This window comes from Desulfogranum aggregans, from assembly GCF_055398265.1.
Genome location: NZ_AP042447.1, coordinates 464,177 through 480,086 on the forward strand (window position 1 = coordinate 464,177; position 15,910 = coordinate 480,086).

Here is a 15,910-nt window from a genome sequence, read left to right on the forward strand (position 1 = left end):
AGCGAGTCTCATGCGTTTTCACCAAGCAATATGTGTATCAGAGAACAAACCGTGTTGACAATATCTCGATCCACCGTTGACCCGGTTGGCAACACCACCACCCTCTCCGCCACCTCCTGGGTGTTAGGAAGCAGCAACCCAGCGTGAGGATATAAATCACGATATGGTTTCATGTTGTGGCATCCTGGCCAGAAATATTTGCGTGCCAGGACATTCTCGGCGTGCAGTGTTTTGACAATCTGGTCTCTAGATACCGGGCACTCTTTGCCTATTTCCATCACCACATACTGGTAGTTGTTATGCTCTGCATCGTCAAAGGTCAGCAGGCTGATACCAGGCAGATCGGAGAGTCCTTCCCGGTAGGCATGATGATTGGAACGGTTGGCATCAATGACGCTATCGATGGCATCTAGGTTGACCAATCCCATCGCGGCGGCGACTTCAATCATTTTACCGTTAGTGCCAGGGTGGATGACATTATCCTTACCCGAAAAGCCAAAGTTACGCATCAGGCGCATGGTTTCGGCAAGCTCGTCGTCATTAGTGACGACAGCGCCACCTTCGAAGGTGTTAAAAACTTTCGTAGCATGAAAACTGAGTACCTCACAGGCCCCGAAATTGCCGATCATCCTTCCCTTGTGTGAACAGCCGAAAGCATGAGCGGCATCAAACATCAGCTTGAGACTATGCTCTTCGGCAATTTCTAGCAAGGCCTCGACCTGAGCGGAGCGCCCCCACAAATGCACACCTATTATACCGGTGGTACGTGGGGTGATCATATTCCGAACGGCAGTGGGATCGAGTGTGTGGGTGTCCGGATTAATGTCGGCGAAGACAGGCGTGATGCCCTGCCAACTTAAGGCATGAGCGGTAGCGATAAAGGTGAAGGAAGGAATTATGACTTCAGCTTCCAATCCCAACGCTCGGGTAGCGATCTCGAGTGCGATTGTACCGTTGCACATTGACACACAGTGTTTTACATCGTGATAATCAGCTACACGCCGTTCAAATTCCTGCACTAATTGACCGTTGTTTGTCAGCCAGCGGTGATCGAAAATCTGCCCGGCATATTGCAAAAACAACTCGCGGCTGCCAATGTTGGGCCGACCGACGTGTAGCGGTTGCGAAAAGGCTGGTGGGGCCCCGTTGATGGCCAAGTCTTGAGGGGTTCTAATTTGTTTCAACAGGATCACTCACTTTCATAATTGGAAATCATGTATCATTGAATTGGACATTTTTTGACATGTATGGTGCCCATGGTTCTTAGTCATTTATGTTTTCTCTTTGCCATAAAATAAACTGCGGCCGCTGGTCAAGATTGGGTGCCAGCCATTTAAATTCATCTGCAGTTAATGGGAGGGTCCTGATTTTTCGATTAATATACTTCTCAGTCTTTCTTGTAAGGTCCTGTAGATTATCATGGTCAAGGTCGCCGACAAGGATAAGGTCTATGATGCCTGTGTCCTTGCCCTCGGCATAGTCATCAATAAGCAATGCTTTTTCTAAGTTGCCAAGCCGTTTAAGCACTGACTCGAGAATGCGATCCATTCCCAAGGATTTCTTGACCATGGAGTGAAGCTCATTGAAAACAGGGTGCTTTTGATTGGCAGAAAACAATACCTGGCGTCCGCTTTTTTTGCTTGTCAACAGGTCTGCTTCTTTCAATTGATCTAACTCGTTTTTGATATGGCTAGGGGATGCATTGAATTCATCAGCGAGTTCCCGTAGATAGGCGGTTCTTTCCGGGTTGAGAAAGAGCCGCATGAGGATCCGTATCCGAGTTTTAGAGGTAATCAGTCCTGAAAGCATGGTGTTTGTATTTTTTGTTCTGTTATTTAGAACATTTTATGGGGGCAAAATTTTATTGTAAAGTAGATTTTTTTTTGTTTTTAGGCTTTGCTGAGGTATTATGCAAAGATAAAAGGTCGGCAACATTGCAAGGATTTATCTGTCCTTATGGGGGCCTGTTGTGCCGTTTATTTTTGGTGCTGATCCAGGCCCTTGCCCTGTTGCAGGAATTTTGCCATTGGTGAATTTGTTCCGGATGCTAGCCGCCTTCTCGGCAGTACGCTGACCAATCGGCCTCATTCAGCGCTACTCTTTTCATGACTGCGGCAAACTTGTCATTGGATTCTAGCGATGGGGTGCGCAGTCACTGTCGGGCATCAGCCGACTTTCAGCTCGTACAGCATTTCACCACTTATATTGAGTGGCTTCGGAGATGCATACTTATGTAGCCAACTTCTTTTTAGTTTCGTTGTTCGATGACAGCATCTCTTCAAGACCGTCTCTTTTCGTGCTTTCGGATAGCACATGTTTCCTCTTTTTCGCGTTTGATTTTCTATTAGAAGCCATGTCAAGAGCACGGCAACTATCCTAACAGAGGGAGCCGCCAGTCTTAGTTCGTGCCGCATTCCTTTGGGGCTTCTTGAGTGATTATTACAACTAAATTGGCTCCCCCCCCCCGGAGCCAAACAGAACGCGCTGAAATATAGCTAATATGCTAAGGGCTCTATTCTGAAAATGAATGTTTTGAAAATGAAAAATAAACAATTTGTTAGCCTTGCCATTTGTTTGATTATCTTGCTGTCCACGATAATTTACTCAAATTCTTTCAGTGTACCTTTTTTATTTGATGATTCTCATAATATCGAAAATCCGAATTTAAGGATTACAGAACTCAATTATGAGAATTTCACCAAGGCCATTTCAGGCGGTACGTTGAGCGAACGACCTGTAAGTAACTTCAGTTTTGCGCTCAACTACTATTTTGGCGAATATAGGGTGCAGGGGTATCATTTGGTTAATTTATTTATTCATATATGTACCGCGATATTTCTGTACTATTTTTTAAAGCTTACACTTTCATTACGGCCAAATTCCAAATTAGCTCCACATGCTGAAGTCTTAGCGCTATTGGCATCACTATTATGGACCTGTCATCCTTTGGCCACTCAGTCGGTAACATATATAGTTCAGAGAATGAACAGTATGGGGGCAATGTTTTTCCTCTTGTCGCTTTTGTTCTATGCACAGGCCAGGGTTCACCAAAATGGCGATACACCCAAAACGCCTGTCTATCTGGCTAAGTTTTTGCTTAGTATGCTCTTCGGGCTGCTAGCGCTAGGATCAAAAGAGAACACAGCAACGCTGCTTTTAATCATCCCTCTATATGAATGGTTTTTCTTTCAGAACCTCAGTTGGGGGTGGTTGAAAAGGAAAGCTATCTATGTCCTTTTTGGCTTGTTTGCCTTTCTGACAGCAGGCTATTTGTACATGGGAAAAGCTCCATGGCTTGCTTTTGTTAGTCAGTGTTCGACTCGAGATTTTACTGCTCTTGAAAGGTTGATGACTCAGTTTCGAGTTATCGTTCACTATATGGGGCTATTGATATATCCTGAGCAGAGTCGGCTCGTTTTTGATTACGATTTTCTTACTTCAACGTCGCTGACCTCTCCACCAACGACACTTTTGTCATTGCTGTTCATAGTATTTGTACTGGTGGCTACATGTTTTTTTGCTCGAAAATATAGAGTGGAAGCCTTTTGCGTCCTCTGGTTTTTCCTGAACTTGTCGGTCGAATCTTCAGTTATTTGCCTTGAGATGGTATTTGAGCATCGAACTTATTTACCTGCCATGGGATTCTATCTTTTTCTTACAATAGTTTTCTGGAGATTTTTCAACAATATCAAAGCAAAAATAGCATTTTTGGTAGCTATAACCCTTGTCTTTTCATATTGGACGTTCAAAAGAAATCAGGTCTGGCAAGACCCGGTTGTTTTCTGGCAGGATAGCATCGATAAAAGCCCACTGAAAAGTCGACCATACGCCAATCTCGGTTATGTTCTGTCAGAGGCAGGACAACTGGAACAGGCTGAGGAGGCTATTCTTGAATCGCTGCGCATTAAGCCACGACAGCCGAGAGCGCTTAATAATTTAGGAATTATTAAACTCAAGCAGTTTGAGTTGCGGGAGGCTGAGGAATATTTCCAAAAATCATTAGCGGCTGACCATGATTATCTGGATGCGTTGTACAATCTTGGAATGATGTACGACAAGCAGGGAAGATATGATGAAGCACGGGAACTTTTTGAAATCATATGGCAGAAGACACCGGAAAAACCACTGTCCAACAAATTGTATGGTAACGCCTTGCTGAGAAACGGAATGCTACAGGAAGCAGTAGTCCATCTGGATAAAGCGTTGGAGCAAAGACCAAATGACATTGGACTATTGAGCGATTTGGCTGAGGCTCATATCAAAATGAACCAGATAGATGAAGCGATTACGTACCTCAGGAATGTGACTCGACTCGAGCCTAATTCTAAAAGACCTCACTACAATCTTGCTATGCTTTACACTGGCAAAGGGATGACAAACCAGGCGCTGAAACACTATACTCTTGCAATTGACTTTCAAGAGGAAGTGCCGCCAATTCGTTATAATTATGCCAACCTTCTTTTTAGAATCGGCCAACATGAAGCCGCGGTTTTGCAATACGAACAGTATCTGGAAAACGAGACAACCATTGCTAAAGCCTACAACAATCTTGGCTTGATATACGCTCAGGGGGGAGAGTTGGAAAGTGCCAGAGAGTATTTTATTAAAGCTGTAACCATTCTGCCCGAATTCAAATTGGCGCAGGGCAATCTTCACCTTGTCGAAAATTTGCTTTCTGGTGATGATTAAGTTTATTTTTTTACTTTTACAAGTTTAGAAGTCGTGTAAACCCTGCCTGGAGCAATTATGTAAAATCTTCCCCCATAAGGGTCTTCAGGAATTTCTGGAATGATGTTTTTTATTACCAGTTCTTTGAGATTGAGAGGGGGCCTTTTATAGGTTTCTATGAATTGATCTATTCCATTTTCCAAGTAGTTGATTCTTTCCAAAGCGTCTATTCTAACGAGAAGGTAATCTTTCATCTTCAAGTCTGATGTCTCCTGTAGAAGCGATTTCAGAAAGATTACAGAATTGTCAATCTCTCCTGCCATCAACTGCATGCGCGAAACCAACGGGCCAAAATAATCGGGAGCGTTGGGCTTTTGCGATGCTTTTTGGAGATAATGCCCTGCCGTCTTTGGATCTTTTAAAAAATGGAAATGATTAAACCAGAGGAAAAAGTAAGGCCTGTAGTCGTCGCCTCGTGTTTGAGCTGATTTAAGTAATATCTTGTTGGTCTCTTCAATCATACCCGCTTCCCATGGTAAAACTGTGGTCGCGAGGATAAAGGGGTCCGAGGCTTCCGGGTCCAGTTCTTGTATCTGTACCAGGAGCTTATATACCGTCTCCCAATCCTGCTCTTCGATTTTTTTTCCCCTGAGAACTTTATCTCCCGTAAAAGAGAGCACATTCATAAATAGGTAATCGGCCAGGACACCCTGGTACTCTAATGAGGCTACTTTTAAAAAGGCTGGCGGTATTTTAGAGATTCGGCTTAATCGGAGATCGCGTCTGTAGTCATGAAGATTGTAGAGTTTTTGTAAACTTATGGACGCAGAGAGAAAAAGCAGAATGAAGAGGAGGGTGGTGGAGAGGGGTTTCAACATCATGTCAAATCTAATCTCTTAAAAGACAAAGTTGAAAGCAATAACATTATGCCTGTGTAAGCTACACCATAAATACAGAGGAAAAGTGCTTCTTGGGTGGGAATAGCATGGCCGTATGCAGCCAGCTGTTTGAGATCAAAAGCTGCTAAGTTGGGGAAAATATATTGGACAAAATGAATGAGGTTTTTCAAGGGTGGAGAAAATTCGACCCCTTCCAACTGAAGAGATATGAAATAAATAACATCTTCTATAGTGTGTCCTATTATGTACGTTGCCAGTGTTAAGAGAGTAACCAGAAAAGAGCTGGTGGTAAGTGTGCACCAGAGTATGACGACACTATTGAGAACAAGAATGCCTAAGAGTCCCATGGTAGAGGACAGCAAAATTGCAGAAAGTGAAAAGTTTTCAAACAACTGTTCATAGAAAAAGAAAGTGGCTGAGTAGACGGCTATGACAGATGCCACGGTCAGTATGCCTACAACGAGCACACTTAACATTGCAAAGCCGAGATATTTGCCCAAAAGATACTCGGCTCTGGATATTCGTTGTGCAAGGATGAAGTAGGCTGTCTTGTTTTCAAGATCGTTCAAGAAAAGGGAGATGACAAAGAAAAATGGTATGAGCAGGCTCCCCAGGCTAACCGCGGATAAGCATATATCGAGAATGATTTTGAGGAGGTCGCGCATGTACATGCCGCCTATGACTGTCGAGAGCGAAATCACGAACAGTGCGGCTACAAAGGTTCCGTATATGACCCGATGCCTCAGGCATTCTTTAAAAGTTATCAGGGCGATGTGAAGGATGTTATTCATTCGCTTCCCGGATGCTGTTGAGAAAGAACGTTTCAAGTTTATTGGGAGGTTTGGGCACTGATGCCGCCGATTCAGGAAACAGGGTACTAGAATCTATCTCATTCAGAAGCTTGCCCTGGTGCAGGATTCCTATACGGTCACAAACCTGCTCCACATCGGTTAGTATATGAGAACAGAATAAAATAGTTTTCCCCGAGTTTTTCAGTTCAAGGATGATGTCAAGGACCAGTTTGCGGCCGATCGGATCAAGCCCTGACATCGGTTCATCCAGTATGACAATAGATGGATCAAGTATCAATGCGCATGCGAGAGCTGCTCTTTGGGACATACCTTTTGAGCAATGCTTTATTTTTCTGTGCTGCGCGAATGTAATTTTTAGTTTTTCTAAAATTTCCGATATTTTTTTCGAGGATTTGCCTTTATTCCACCTTGTAATCCTGCATAGAAACTCTAAATGCTCATGGATAGTGAGGTGGCGATAAAGACTTGGGTTTTCAGGGAGAAAGCCGATCTCTAGGGGAGAGGTGGAGGAAGCAGGTTGCCAACAACCGACGTTGAAGCTTCCGCCTGTTGGCCTGACAAATCCAAGGAGGATTTTCAGGATAGTAGATTTGCCAGCACCGTTAGGCCCAATTATACCGTAAACCTCATTTTCTCCCACCATGAAGGTGACTTGATCAAGGGCGGTTTTATCAGGGCTGATTCGGAGGTCTCTTTTATAAACTTTCGATAGTTTATGACATTCAATAATCGGCATTCAATAACCGGCATAGAAAAACTCCCCCCAATGTAGAGGGGAGTTTCATATAGGTATGGTGAAAAATGAAGCTTACATTTTTTCGTAAGCTGCGTTCAGATCACCAGAGTTGGTGCCCGTCCCGACGACGTATGTGGAAGCTGCAGTGCTGCTGATATCTGCAAACCACATGGCAGAGGAGTCAGAGGCCATGGCAAACATCTTACCGGATTTCTTTTGATCGACCTGCAGGTGGTAGCCGGTCAAGGCGAAGCTTGTTGCGCTAGTGGCGCCCTCCATGACGACATTTGTCGATACGCTAAAAGGATCAATAGTCGGGCCGGTAGTACCAGTAACATTTACTGGCTGGCCGGCCTTAGCGGTTGCATCTGCTCCTGTCTGGCTGATGACACCGTCGGCAAATGCACTTTGGGTGATGAATAGTGTTATAGCCATACCAAATAAAATGCTGGATGCTTTTTTCATGTCTTATACCTCATATCTTGTAATGATTTGTATAGTAGTCGGCTGCTTTGTGTTTGAGCCTCGGCAATTCTTAGTTGGGGTACTCTTGATACTCGGCAGCAAATGCATGCAGTTCGGTCGACATGTTCCTTACGTCACTCTGAGAGGCTTTATTCTGTGCGCGTGCTCTGTACGCTGCAAACTGCGGGATAGCAATAGCTGCCAGGATACCGATGATGGCTACAACGATCATCAGCTCGATGAGGGTAAAACCTTTGCTGCCGTTTCTTCTTTTGAGTTGCTTGTTGAATGCTCGAATCATGTGATCCTCCTGTTATTGGTTATGTTCAAGATGAGCATAGTTTGTTTCTGTTGCCTGCTTTCTAGCAGGGCGCGTGCCAGATTTGCCGAATTTGTTTGTTTTGATGTGATGGCAGAGGATTGAAGCCATTTTGTTCGTCATAGGCAAAATGTAGCGGGTGACAAAAACTGCATCTTGCGCTGTTGTTGCTGACATTATTTGGCACCTCTAGTCGCCGATGTGACAAAAAAAGTCACTATGGCTTTGTGTTTTTCTTCGTGCGTATTCCTAATTTTTCTTTTCTCTCTTGAGCCTGTTGCTTTTTTATCCTAATATTGAGTGTATACATGTATTTTACCCTGACGGTTAACTGTTAATATATTTTATATATACTGTGAAAAGTCTCAAGCTCTCGGTTGGTTTTTCGAGTTTCTGTTTTGCTCTTGTTGCGATGCTGCTTGCCAACGGACTGGTATATATATTCTGGCAGAAAGATGCGGTTGTTCGAGAGATCACAAGCATTGAGCGTCAAATAGACCTGGTCCATGCCGTTGGGGCTAACCGTGGAGAAAGTACGGTGACCGAGGTCGGCAATTTGCTCTTGCAGATTGGTGAGGAGGCTGGTGCTACCTGTGTGTATGCTGGTGCTGGGGATACCGGGATTTGGCTCAGCGAGCGACTATCCTGTAGAGCTGCTCTTGAAAAGGTTATCGAGACGGCACTAGCCGAAGGCACTGGAAAACGAATAGTGAACCCGGCATTGCTGCCTTTTGTGGGTTCTCGTGCATATGTCCAGGTGGCAAAATCTTTTCAGGCTCAGGGGGAGGGCATGCGGGTGTTGGCTCTTTCCGTACCGCTACAGAAAGTGACCAGCGCCCTGTGGACCCAGGAGAAGCTTATTTTTGTTTATCTTCTGGTCAATGCATTAATCCTCTCGATACTCTTTTTCTTTCGCTTTTCCCGTCGGGCTCTTCGTCCTCTTGATGATCTGGTGGAGTTGGCCGATGGGTATCAGCAGGATGGAAAGATTCTGTTGTACGACACCTTTAGCGGCAATGAAATAGAACAGCTCTCCCGCTCAATTCATGCCATGCTCACCCGGATAGATTCTGATCGGCAGGAATTGGAGAAGACCGTCCTGCAGCTCACCCATGCCAATAAGGAGTTACAGGCGAGCAGGGAAGAAATGGTGCAGACGGAAAAGCTTGCTGTGACCGGAAGGCTGGCTGCCGGGCTCGCCCATGAAATCGGCAACCCACTGGGGATTGTTGGCGGGTATCTTGAGTTGGTGAAAAAAGAGGATATTCCCTGGCCGGAAAAGCAGGACTACCTCAAGAGAGTTGAGGGCGAACTCAAGAGAATCCATGGGCTGGTAAAGCAGCTTGTCAATTGCAGTCGACCGACCAGGTCGCGGCAGGAGCACTTTCACGTGCAGGGCGTGGTTGAGGAGGTGGTGACCACTCTGCAGCACGGGAAGAGCGGGGATGGGGTTGATGTTACGATCAACTTCGGTGCGCAGGACGACCACATCGTTGCAGAAGTTGATGGAGTGAAGCAGGTGATCTTAAATTGCCTGCTCAATGCCCTGGATGCGGTCAGGGAACGTTATGGCGAGCAAGGCGGTAAGGTAACCATTGCTACCGGAAATGGGGATGACCAAGGCGGTAGCTATTGGCAGGTAACGATTACCGATAATGGCCCGGGAGTACCTCCAGACAAGCAAAAGATTCTGTTTGATCCCTTTTATACGACCAAGCCACCTGGAAAGGGGACAGGTCTGGGGTTAACGGTTTCCCGTTCCTTGGTTGATGGCTATGACGGACGACTAGATTTTACCAGTGATGGAGTGCATGGTTCCACCGTGACTCTGCAGCTCCCCCTGGCAAATGCTCTCAAAAGAGGTGAGGCTGATGTGTAAGGTGCAAGGCAGGTGAGAATGAGCGCTGAAGAGAAATCGTTGCTGGTGATTGATGATGAAGAGAACATGCGGCATATGCTCTCCACTCTCCTGGAACGTCACGGCTACAGCGTCAGATCGGTCGCCGATGGGACAGAGGCGCTGCAGCTTGTCAAAGAGCAGGTCTTCTCGTTTGTGCTGTGTGACATCCGCATGCCGGAAATGGATGGATTGGAATTTCTCCAGGCCGTAAAGGGGCTCGGCTTGTCCTCCACTATTATTATGATGTCGGCGTATGGCACTATTGAAGACGCCGTGCGTGCCATGAAGCTTGGAGCCTATGACTACATTGCTAAGCCTTTCAGCGAAGATGAGATCTTGATCGTGCTTGAAAAAGCACAGGAACGATCCAGGTTGCTTGAGGAGAACCGCGAACTCAGGGCGCGAGTGGCCAGCGCCCGGGAGAATGCAGGGTTTGGTGCAATGATCGGTCGGTCGCCCGGCATGCGGCAGGTTTTTGAGCTGGCCTTGAAGGTCGCTCCTTACGATACTGCCGTTCTCATTACCGGTGAGTCAGGCACCGGCAAAGAACTGGTTGCTCGCGGCATTCATCAGGAAAGCGAGCGTAAGAGCGGGCCGTTTATTGCTATCAACTGCGGGTCTATTCCTGAAAATCTTCTGGAAAGTGAGTTGTTTGGCTATATGCGGGGGGCGTTCACCGGTGCTGTTGATAACAAACCGGGATTATTTGAAGAAGCTGCCTCTGGCACGCTTTTTTTGGATGAAATAGGAGAGTTGCCGCTCGCTATGCAGGTGAAACTGCTGCGTGTGTTGCAGGAACATGAAATCCGGAGAATCGGTTCCGCAAAAAATATTTCGATCGATGTGCGGGTGGTTGCCGCTACAGCACGTAACCTTGAGCGAATGGTAGGGGAACAAGCATTCCGTGAGGACCTCTACTATCGGCTGAATGTGGTGAATATTGAGTTGCCGCCCCTCAGGGAGCGCCGGGATGATCTTGTTTTGCTCTGTAATCATTTTATCGACAAAATGAATCAGCGCCTGGGCAAGCAGGTGGTTGATTTCTCTCCCAAGGCAATGGAGTTGTTAATTAAGTATGAATGGCCCGGCAATGTACGAGAACTGGAAAACGTTATTGAGCGGGCGGTAATTCTGGCTGAAAAGAGTACGATCCTTCCGGAAAATCTTCCAGAGAGCTTTGGCGCCATATCCAAAAATCGTCGTATTAACGACTTTCTCGGCACCTATTCGTTGAAAAAAGCCAAGGTCATTATGGAGGAGAAGTTGATTAACAGGGCCATGGAGGCTTCGGGCGGCAACAAGAGCAAGGCATCGAAAATGCTGGAACTCAGTTACCCCTCCTTGCTGGCCAAATTAAAACAATACAACCTGCATGAACGAAAATACCGTTAAACTCTGCTTGCGCAACTTTGTCTGCACTCGTCCATGAAGAATTCTCACCGCTCGTGGCCAGTATATTTACTGCTCACAGCCATTCTCGTGGCAGGAATGGTTGTCCGCCTGTATCCTCTTGGCTCCTGGTTGGAGCACCAGGACAGGTTTTTTTTTGAGAGCCAGGACGTGCCCCTGCTGGTGACGGTTGACGGCTATTTTTATCTCGAGGCTGCGCAAGCCGTACAGCAGGGGACCTATGGTCCCATTGATCACCGGCGTCATGTTCCTGTCGGACATGAACGGGCGCCTGTTCCGCCACTGCTGTCACTACTCGTTGCCGGGGTAAATGCACTGACCGGTGTTCCGCTCGAATGGATAGCTGTCCTGCTCCCAGGTATCCTTGGCCCATTGTTGGCAGTACCAACCTGGTTGGTCTGTACGGCGCTGCTGGAGAAGGTGCGGCTGCCGGGACAGAAGAGAGACGTTTGTTCGTCTGTCATCCCCTGGGCGGGTCTGGTCGCCGCCTCCCTCGCCATATTCTCTCCAATGTATCTTGAGCGCAGTGCCATCGGCTGGCTTGACACCGATATCCTCAACATCTCCCTGGCCCTGACTTTATGCTTTCTTGGAATGAGGATAGCTGAGAGTCAATCGGATAAAGAGGGCGGCGTTGCCCTGGGGATATTTATCACTGTCGCCGCGCTCTTTGCATGGTGGTGGGATCAATCGCTGACAGCGGTAGTCGCGCTGGCTGCCATTCCTCTTAGCGTGGCTTTGTCTTTTTTATTTTTTCGGGAACGAAAAAGGTGTGTGCTTCTTTTTCTCTGCCTCATGCTTTGCTGTGTGGGTATTGGCTGGTGGAAGGGGTGGGGCACTATCAACCCTAAAGAGCATGTTGATTACCTTGTTAATACCTATCGCTATATACAGGCAGATGGGGTTTGGTCGGTTTTTCAGCCGTCAGGCAGGACCGTCTCCGAGCAGGCCAGTGCTCACCTTGGCACTATTATCGATAAAGGTTTCGGGTGGTTGCCGGCATTTATCGTTGCCGGTTCCTTTTTCGTTCTGCTTGCTTTGTTTACCCGGGGGTATGCACTTTTTTTAGCCGGTATTGTGATAGTTGGCCTGCTGTCCTTCAATGGCCTGCGGTTTATTATTTTTCTTGCCCCGCTTTTTGGTCTGGGGGGTGGTTTTGCCGTATACACAATCTGTTGCTTAATACGCCGTCGGTGGGTACAGCTGGCCGTTGTTGCTACTGTGTTGAGCATTGTGGGCTATGGTTTACTCGATCCGGTGAAAAGCCTTCAGTGGAGGGTGCCTCGTCGGCTGCCGATCCTTTTTGAAGCCATGGCCAACATAAAAGAGCATGCTCCTGAAAAGAGTGTGGTGTGGGCCTCCTGGGGACACGGTCATCCGCTTGTTTTTTATACAGATCGGGGGGTCATTGCCGATGGAATGTACCACTCTGCTGAACTGCAGTATGTATTGAATTTTCCCCTCGCTGTTGCCAGTGACAGATTAGCTGCCAATTGGATAGCTTTTTATGTCGCTCGCGGGCCCGCAGGGTTGCGACGGATCAATGCCAGTTTAGGGAAGGGTGGTGATGATTGGGAGGGTGGTCTTGGCGGGTTGCAGCGCATTCTTGCTGCCGGCCCTGGTGAAGGGCGAACAATCCTCCGTGAGAAGTATGGAAAGCATGGTGCGGAGGGAGAAAAGCTGTTGCAGTTTATTTTCCCGGTTCAACAGAGGCCTGTTTTTCTCTTGCTCGATTACCTTATGCTTAACCAGGCATGGTATTCGACCGGACAATGGGGTGTAGCAGGGAGAAAACGAGCTGCCCGGCAACATTTTATTACCATGGATCGGGTCCAGTTCAACAACGATGGTACCCTTCGGGCGAGAAACCTTGGCAATGATATAGTTTTTGATATCAGAACAGGGATGATGAATGTGGACGGCAGCAAAATACCATTGCGTTCTGTCGCAATCCGCGCCGGAGAAAAAATATTGAGAAAAAAATATAATCGATTAGAGGGGATGGTACTATCTGCACATCTCGCCGGAGCCGTCGGTGCAGTGGGAAGCCCAGAGGTCACAAATGCATTGCTTCCCAAGCTGTTTTATGAAATGATCGCGTCCAGGTACTTCACCCCGGTTGATAAACAGATGCCTTTTTATGTTCTTTTGCAAGTGAATGGGGAAGCGTATCATTGATCTGGGAGATTGTTAATTTTTTTTATAATTGCTGATGATCTGTAAAGTTTGTTGCTATCTTGTTGTTGCTTGAAGATACATTGCCACTGCAGTAGTGCAGTTTATATTGTTGTTTTTTTGATTTTTTTTGTTCTTTGTTTTTCTTCTTCATCGTTCGGAGTGTAAATTGCATGTCAGATGCTGTTGCTAAGTTTTTTCTCGCACTCCATGGAGCTGGATTGGATATGTATCGGGCTATTTACGCTCAACTTGTTATTTTCGGGAAGACGCCATGAGTTCAGAAACACAAAGTAATCAGTATGATTGCCAGGATGGATTCACGCTCATTGAACTGGTGTGGATTTTAGTGATTATCGGGGTGCTCAGCGCAATCGGCTACTCGCAGATAACCAAATGGCTGCCCGACATGCAGCTTAAGGATGCTGCTCAGGATGTGTATGGCCACATGCAGAAAGCACGGCTGGGAGCAGTCAAAACCAATGACAACTGGGCAATAGTTTTCGATAAATCTAGCAATTCTTACTCCCTTTTTTCCAGCTGGGGAGCAAACAATGACAATGAGGGAACCGTCGACTTGGGTATGTATAAGAATGGCATTACCTATGGCCACGGTGCTGCCACCTCTGCTGTCGGTGCCGGCTTTGATGATGATATTACCTATACGGACAACACGGTCGTCTTTAACCCGCTTGGTACAGGAAGTGCAGGGTACATTTACCTCGAACATAAAGAGAGCGACACTACCTACGCCATAGGTTCACAGACAAGCGGAGTGCTGAAAATAAAACGCTGGCTCGGAGGAGGGTGGCAATAATGCGATGCGCAAATATTCCTTCTCAGCACGGAGAAAGGGGCTTCACCCTGATTGAACTCCTTATTGCCATGGTTATTTCATCCATGGTCCTTGGCGCCGTGTATGGGGCCTATAAAGTGCAGCAGGATCATGGCCTCGCCCAGGAGCAGGTTACCGAGATGCAGCAGAACCTGCGGGTAGGCCTCAATGCCCTCGTTCGCGAGGCAAGGCATGCCGGGTACGACCCTGATGACAATGGATATGGGATCACCGGGCTAGATGCAAATTCGTTTCGTTTTACCATGGATAACGATGACGGCGGGATGGACAGTCGTGAATTTGCTCTCTATTCTCCAGGAGATGCCGATGCAGATGACACCTCATCGGTCAGGATAACCAGTGGTGGCTCAGCGGTTGCTGATAACATTGAAGCGTTGGAGTTTCGTTACCTGAATGAGGATAATGATGTCACAACCATTCCACAGGATGTTCGAACAGTGACCATAACTATGCTGGCTCGTGCAGACAACCCGGACCAGAAATTCACCAGTGTGCTGAGCTACTCTTCTCCGTCGGGCACCACCTGGGGACCGCATAATGACAACTTCCGCAGGAGAATGCAGTCCGTGACCGTCAAGCTGAGAAATATGGGGTTAAACGATGAATAAGAATTGGCTGCGGGATAGTGGCGGTTTTACACTGATTGAGGCGCTGACAGCAATCGCCATAAATTATCGATTGGGATCATTACCCTGTATACCATGCATATCGTGGCCATCAAGGGTAATTCAGTGGCCAATAGCCTGACAGCAGCAGCCAATTGGGGCGTGGATACAATAGAGGAGCTGCAGGCCCTGCCCTATGATGCCCCGGAGCTGGATGATGGTGGTGGAACCAATAACGGCTGTGCAGGCCTGGATGACTATCCCAATGCCGATCATGGGCCCGTGACCGATGGTATTTATTCCATTTACTGGAATGTGGCTACAGATTGTACCCTCACTCCCGTGCCGTTGGAACAGCGGCCAAAGCATATTCGGGTCATCGTCAACAGGTCTATGCTGGGTATCGATAAACAGGTGGTGTTTAACTACATCAAGCAAAACTCTATGTGAGAGGCAGCCTTGAAATATTTTTTTGTGCCCAAAGAAGAGGACGGGGGCTATGTCCTCGTTGTCACCTTGCTCATTATGCTGGTCCTGACCATTATCGGTATAGCCGCCAATCGCAACACCACGATCGAACTGCAGATTGCCGGCAACGACCGAACGCAAAAAGAAACCTTCTATGAGGCTGACGGGGGAACGGAACTGGCCCAGGAGCTGTTGGAACAGAATATCGCCTGTCTGAGCTTTGCTTCAGGCGAGTTGAACGGATTTAATGCCGACAGTGCCTACAAGATAACGGTGGACAATGATTCCCTTGGTTTTTGGCGTGCCTTTTCCCCTGTCTCGCCGCCGACCGATGGAGATAGAACGTTCTATTTTCCGGACTACAGCGGGGATGAGCCGCACACCAATTTCAATCTTGGCGGGAGCACGAAGCTGACCACTGGTGCTGCTATTCAAATGGCTGCCGGCTATGAAGGCCGCGGTAAAGGTATAGGGACCGGCGGTGCCTCCCTTGTCTATGATATTTTTTCCAATCGTATAGGCAAAAATAACAGCGAATCTCTTATCTATGTCGAATATTATCATATTCTTGGACAGGAAGGGGATTGTTACTTTTAG

At 47.1% G+C, this 15,910-nt stretch carries 16 protein-coding genes; 8 read left to right on the top strand and 8 right to left on the bottom strand.

The window, feature by feature from the left end; translation table 11 throughout:
- Positions 1-8 precede the first annotated feature (8 nt).
- Positions 9-1,184 carry a DegT/DnrJ/EryC1/StrS family aminotransferase gene (locus ACZ52Z_RS02195; RefSeq protein ID WP_464269124.1) on the bottom strand — a complete coding sequence of 392 codons (1,176 nt, stop codon included), beginning with the start codon at positions 1,182-1,184 and terminating at the stop codon, positions 9-11.
- 79 nt (positions 1,185-1,263) lie between these two features.
- On the bottom strand, positions 1,264-1,764 hold the full coding sequence (locus ACZ52Z_RS02200; protein ID WP_464269125.1) for a winged helix-turn-helix domain-containing protein: 501 nt from the start codon (positions 1,762-1,764) through the stop codon (positions 1,264-1,266).
- A 774-nt stretch (positions 1,765-2,538) separates the two neighbouring features.
- Here ACZ52Z_RS02200 and ACZ52Z_RS02205 point away from each other — a divergent pair.
- Positions 2,539-4,689, top strand: a complete 2,151-nt coding sequence (locus ACZ52Z_RS02205; RefSeq protein WP_464269126.1) for a tetratricopeptide repeat protein — start codon at positions 2,539-2,541, stop codon at positions 4,687-4,689.
- A 2-nt stretch (positions 4,690-4,691) separates the two neighbouring features.
- On the opposite strand, the gene ACZ52Z_RS02210 is transcribed toward ACZ52Z_RS02205, so the two are convergent.
- From ACZ52Z_RS02210 to ACZ52Z_RS02235, 6 genes are all read right to left on the bottom strand, one after another.
- The gene (locus ACZ52Z_RS02210) at positions 4,692-5,549 is read right to left on the bottom strand and encodes a hypothetical protein (protein ID WP_464269127.1); all 858 of its coding nucleotides are present in this window, start codon (positions 5,547-5,549) and stop codon (positions 4,692-4,694) included.
- Complete coding sequence (locus ACZ52Z_RS02215) at positions 5,546-6,358, bottom strand: hypothetical protein (RefSeq protein ID WP_464269128.1); 813 nt, start codon at positions 6,356-6,358, stop codon at positions 5,546-5,548. Before ACZ52Z_RS02215 ends, ACZ52Z_RS02210 begins: the two co-directional genes overlap by 4 nt.
- Positions 6,351-7,115 carry an ABC transporter ATP-binding protein gene (locus tag ACZ52Z_RS02220; protein ID WP_464269129.1) on the bottom strand — a complete coding sequence of 255 codons (765 nt, stop codon included), beginning with the start codon at positions 7,113-7,115 and terminating at the stop codon, positions 6,351-6,353. Before ACZ52Z_RS02220 ends, ACZ52Z_RS02215 begins: the two co-directional genes overlap by 8 nt.
- Positions 7,116-7,187: 72 nt before the next feature.
- Positions 7,188-7,580 (bottom strand): hypothetical protein, encoded by a 393-nt coding sequence (locus ACZ52Z_RS02225; RefSeq protein WP_464269130.1) that lies wholly within the window; start codon positions 7,578-7,580, stop codon positions 7,188-7,190.
- A 70-nt stretch (positions 7,581-7,650) separates the two neighbouring features.
- Positions 7,651-7,881 (bottom strand): type IV pilin protein, encoded by a 231-nt coding sequence (locus tag ACZ52Z_RS02230; RefSeq protein ID WP_464269131.1) that lies wholly within the window; start codon positions 7,879-7,881, stop codon positions 7,651-7,653.
- 12 nt (positions 7,882-7,893) lie between these two features.
- Entirely contained in the window at positions 7,894-8,076 is a 183-nt protein-coding gene (locus ACZ52Z_RS02235; RefSeq protein WP_464269132.1) for a hypothetical protein, read from the bottom strand.
- Between the two features lie 178 nt (positions 8,077-8,254).
- Between ACZ52Z_RS02235 and ACZ52Z_RS02240 the strand changes: the two genes are divergently transcribed.
- From ACZ52Z_RS02240 to ACZ52Z_RS02270, 7 genes are all read left to right on the top strand, one after another.
- Positions 8,255-9,778 (top strand): sensor histidine kinase, encoded by a 1,524-nt coding sequence (locus ACZ52Z_RS02240; protein WP_464269133.1) that lies wholly within the window; start codon positions 8,255-8,257, stop codon positions 9,776-9,778.
- 18 nt (positions 9,779-9,796) lie between these two features.
- A complete protein-coding gene (locus tag ACZ52Z_RS02245; RefSeq protein WP_464269134.1) occupies positions 9,797-11,191 on the top strand; it encodes a sigma-54-dependent transcriptional regulator in 1,395 nt (464 codons plus the stop codon).
- Between the two features lie 33 nt (positions 11,192-11,224).
- The gene (locus tag ACZ52Z_RS02250) at positions 11,225-13,387 is read left to right on the top strand and encodes an STT3 domain-containing protein (protein ID WP_464269135.1); all 2,163 of its coding nucleotides are present in this window, start codon (positions 11,225-11,227) and stop codon (positions 13,385-13,387) included.
- A gap of 271 nt (positions 13,388-13,658) precedes the next feature.
- Entirely contained in the window at positions 13,659-14,201 is a 543-nt protein-coding gene (locus ACZ52Z_RS02255) for a GspH/FimT family pseudopilin (RefSeq protein ID WP_464269136.1), read from the top strand.
- Positions 14,201-14,848, top strand: a complete 648-nt coding sequence (locus ACZ52Z_RS02260; protein ID WP_464269137.1) for a prepilin-type N-terminal cleavage/methylation domain-containing protein — start codon at positions 14,201-14,203, stop codon at positions 14,846-14,848. Before ACZ52Z_RS02255 ends, ACZ52Z_RS02260 begins: the two co-directional genes overlap by 1 nt.
- Positions 14,849-14,941: 93 nt before the next feature.
- Positions 14,942-15,295, top strand: a complete 354-nt coding sequence (locus ACZ52Z_RS02265; RefSeq protein WP_464269138.1) for a hypothetical protein — start codon at positions 14,942-14,944, stop codon at positions 15,293-15,295.
- Between the two features lie 9 nt (positions 15,296-15,304).
- Positions 15,305-15,910 carry a pilus assembly PilX family protein gene (locus ACZ52Z_RS02270; RefSeq protein ID WP_464269139.1) on the top strand — a complete coding sequence of 202 codons (606 nt, stop codon included), beginning with the start codon at positions 15,305-15,307 and terminating at the stop codon, positions 15,908-15,910.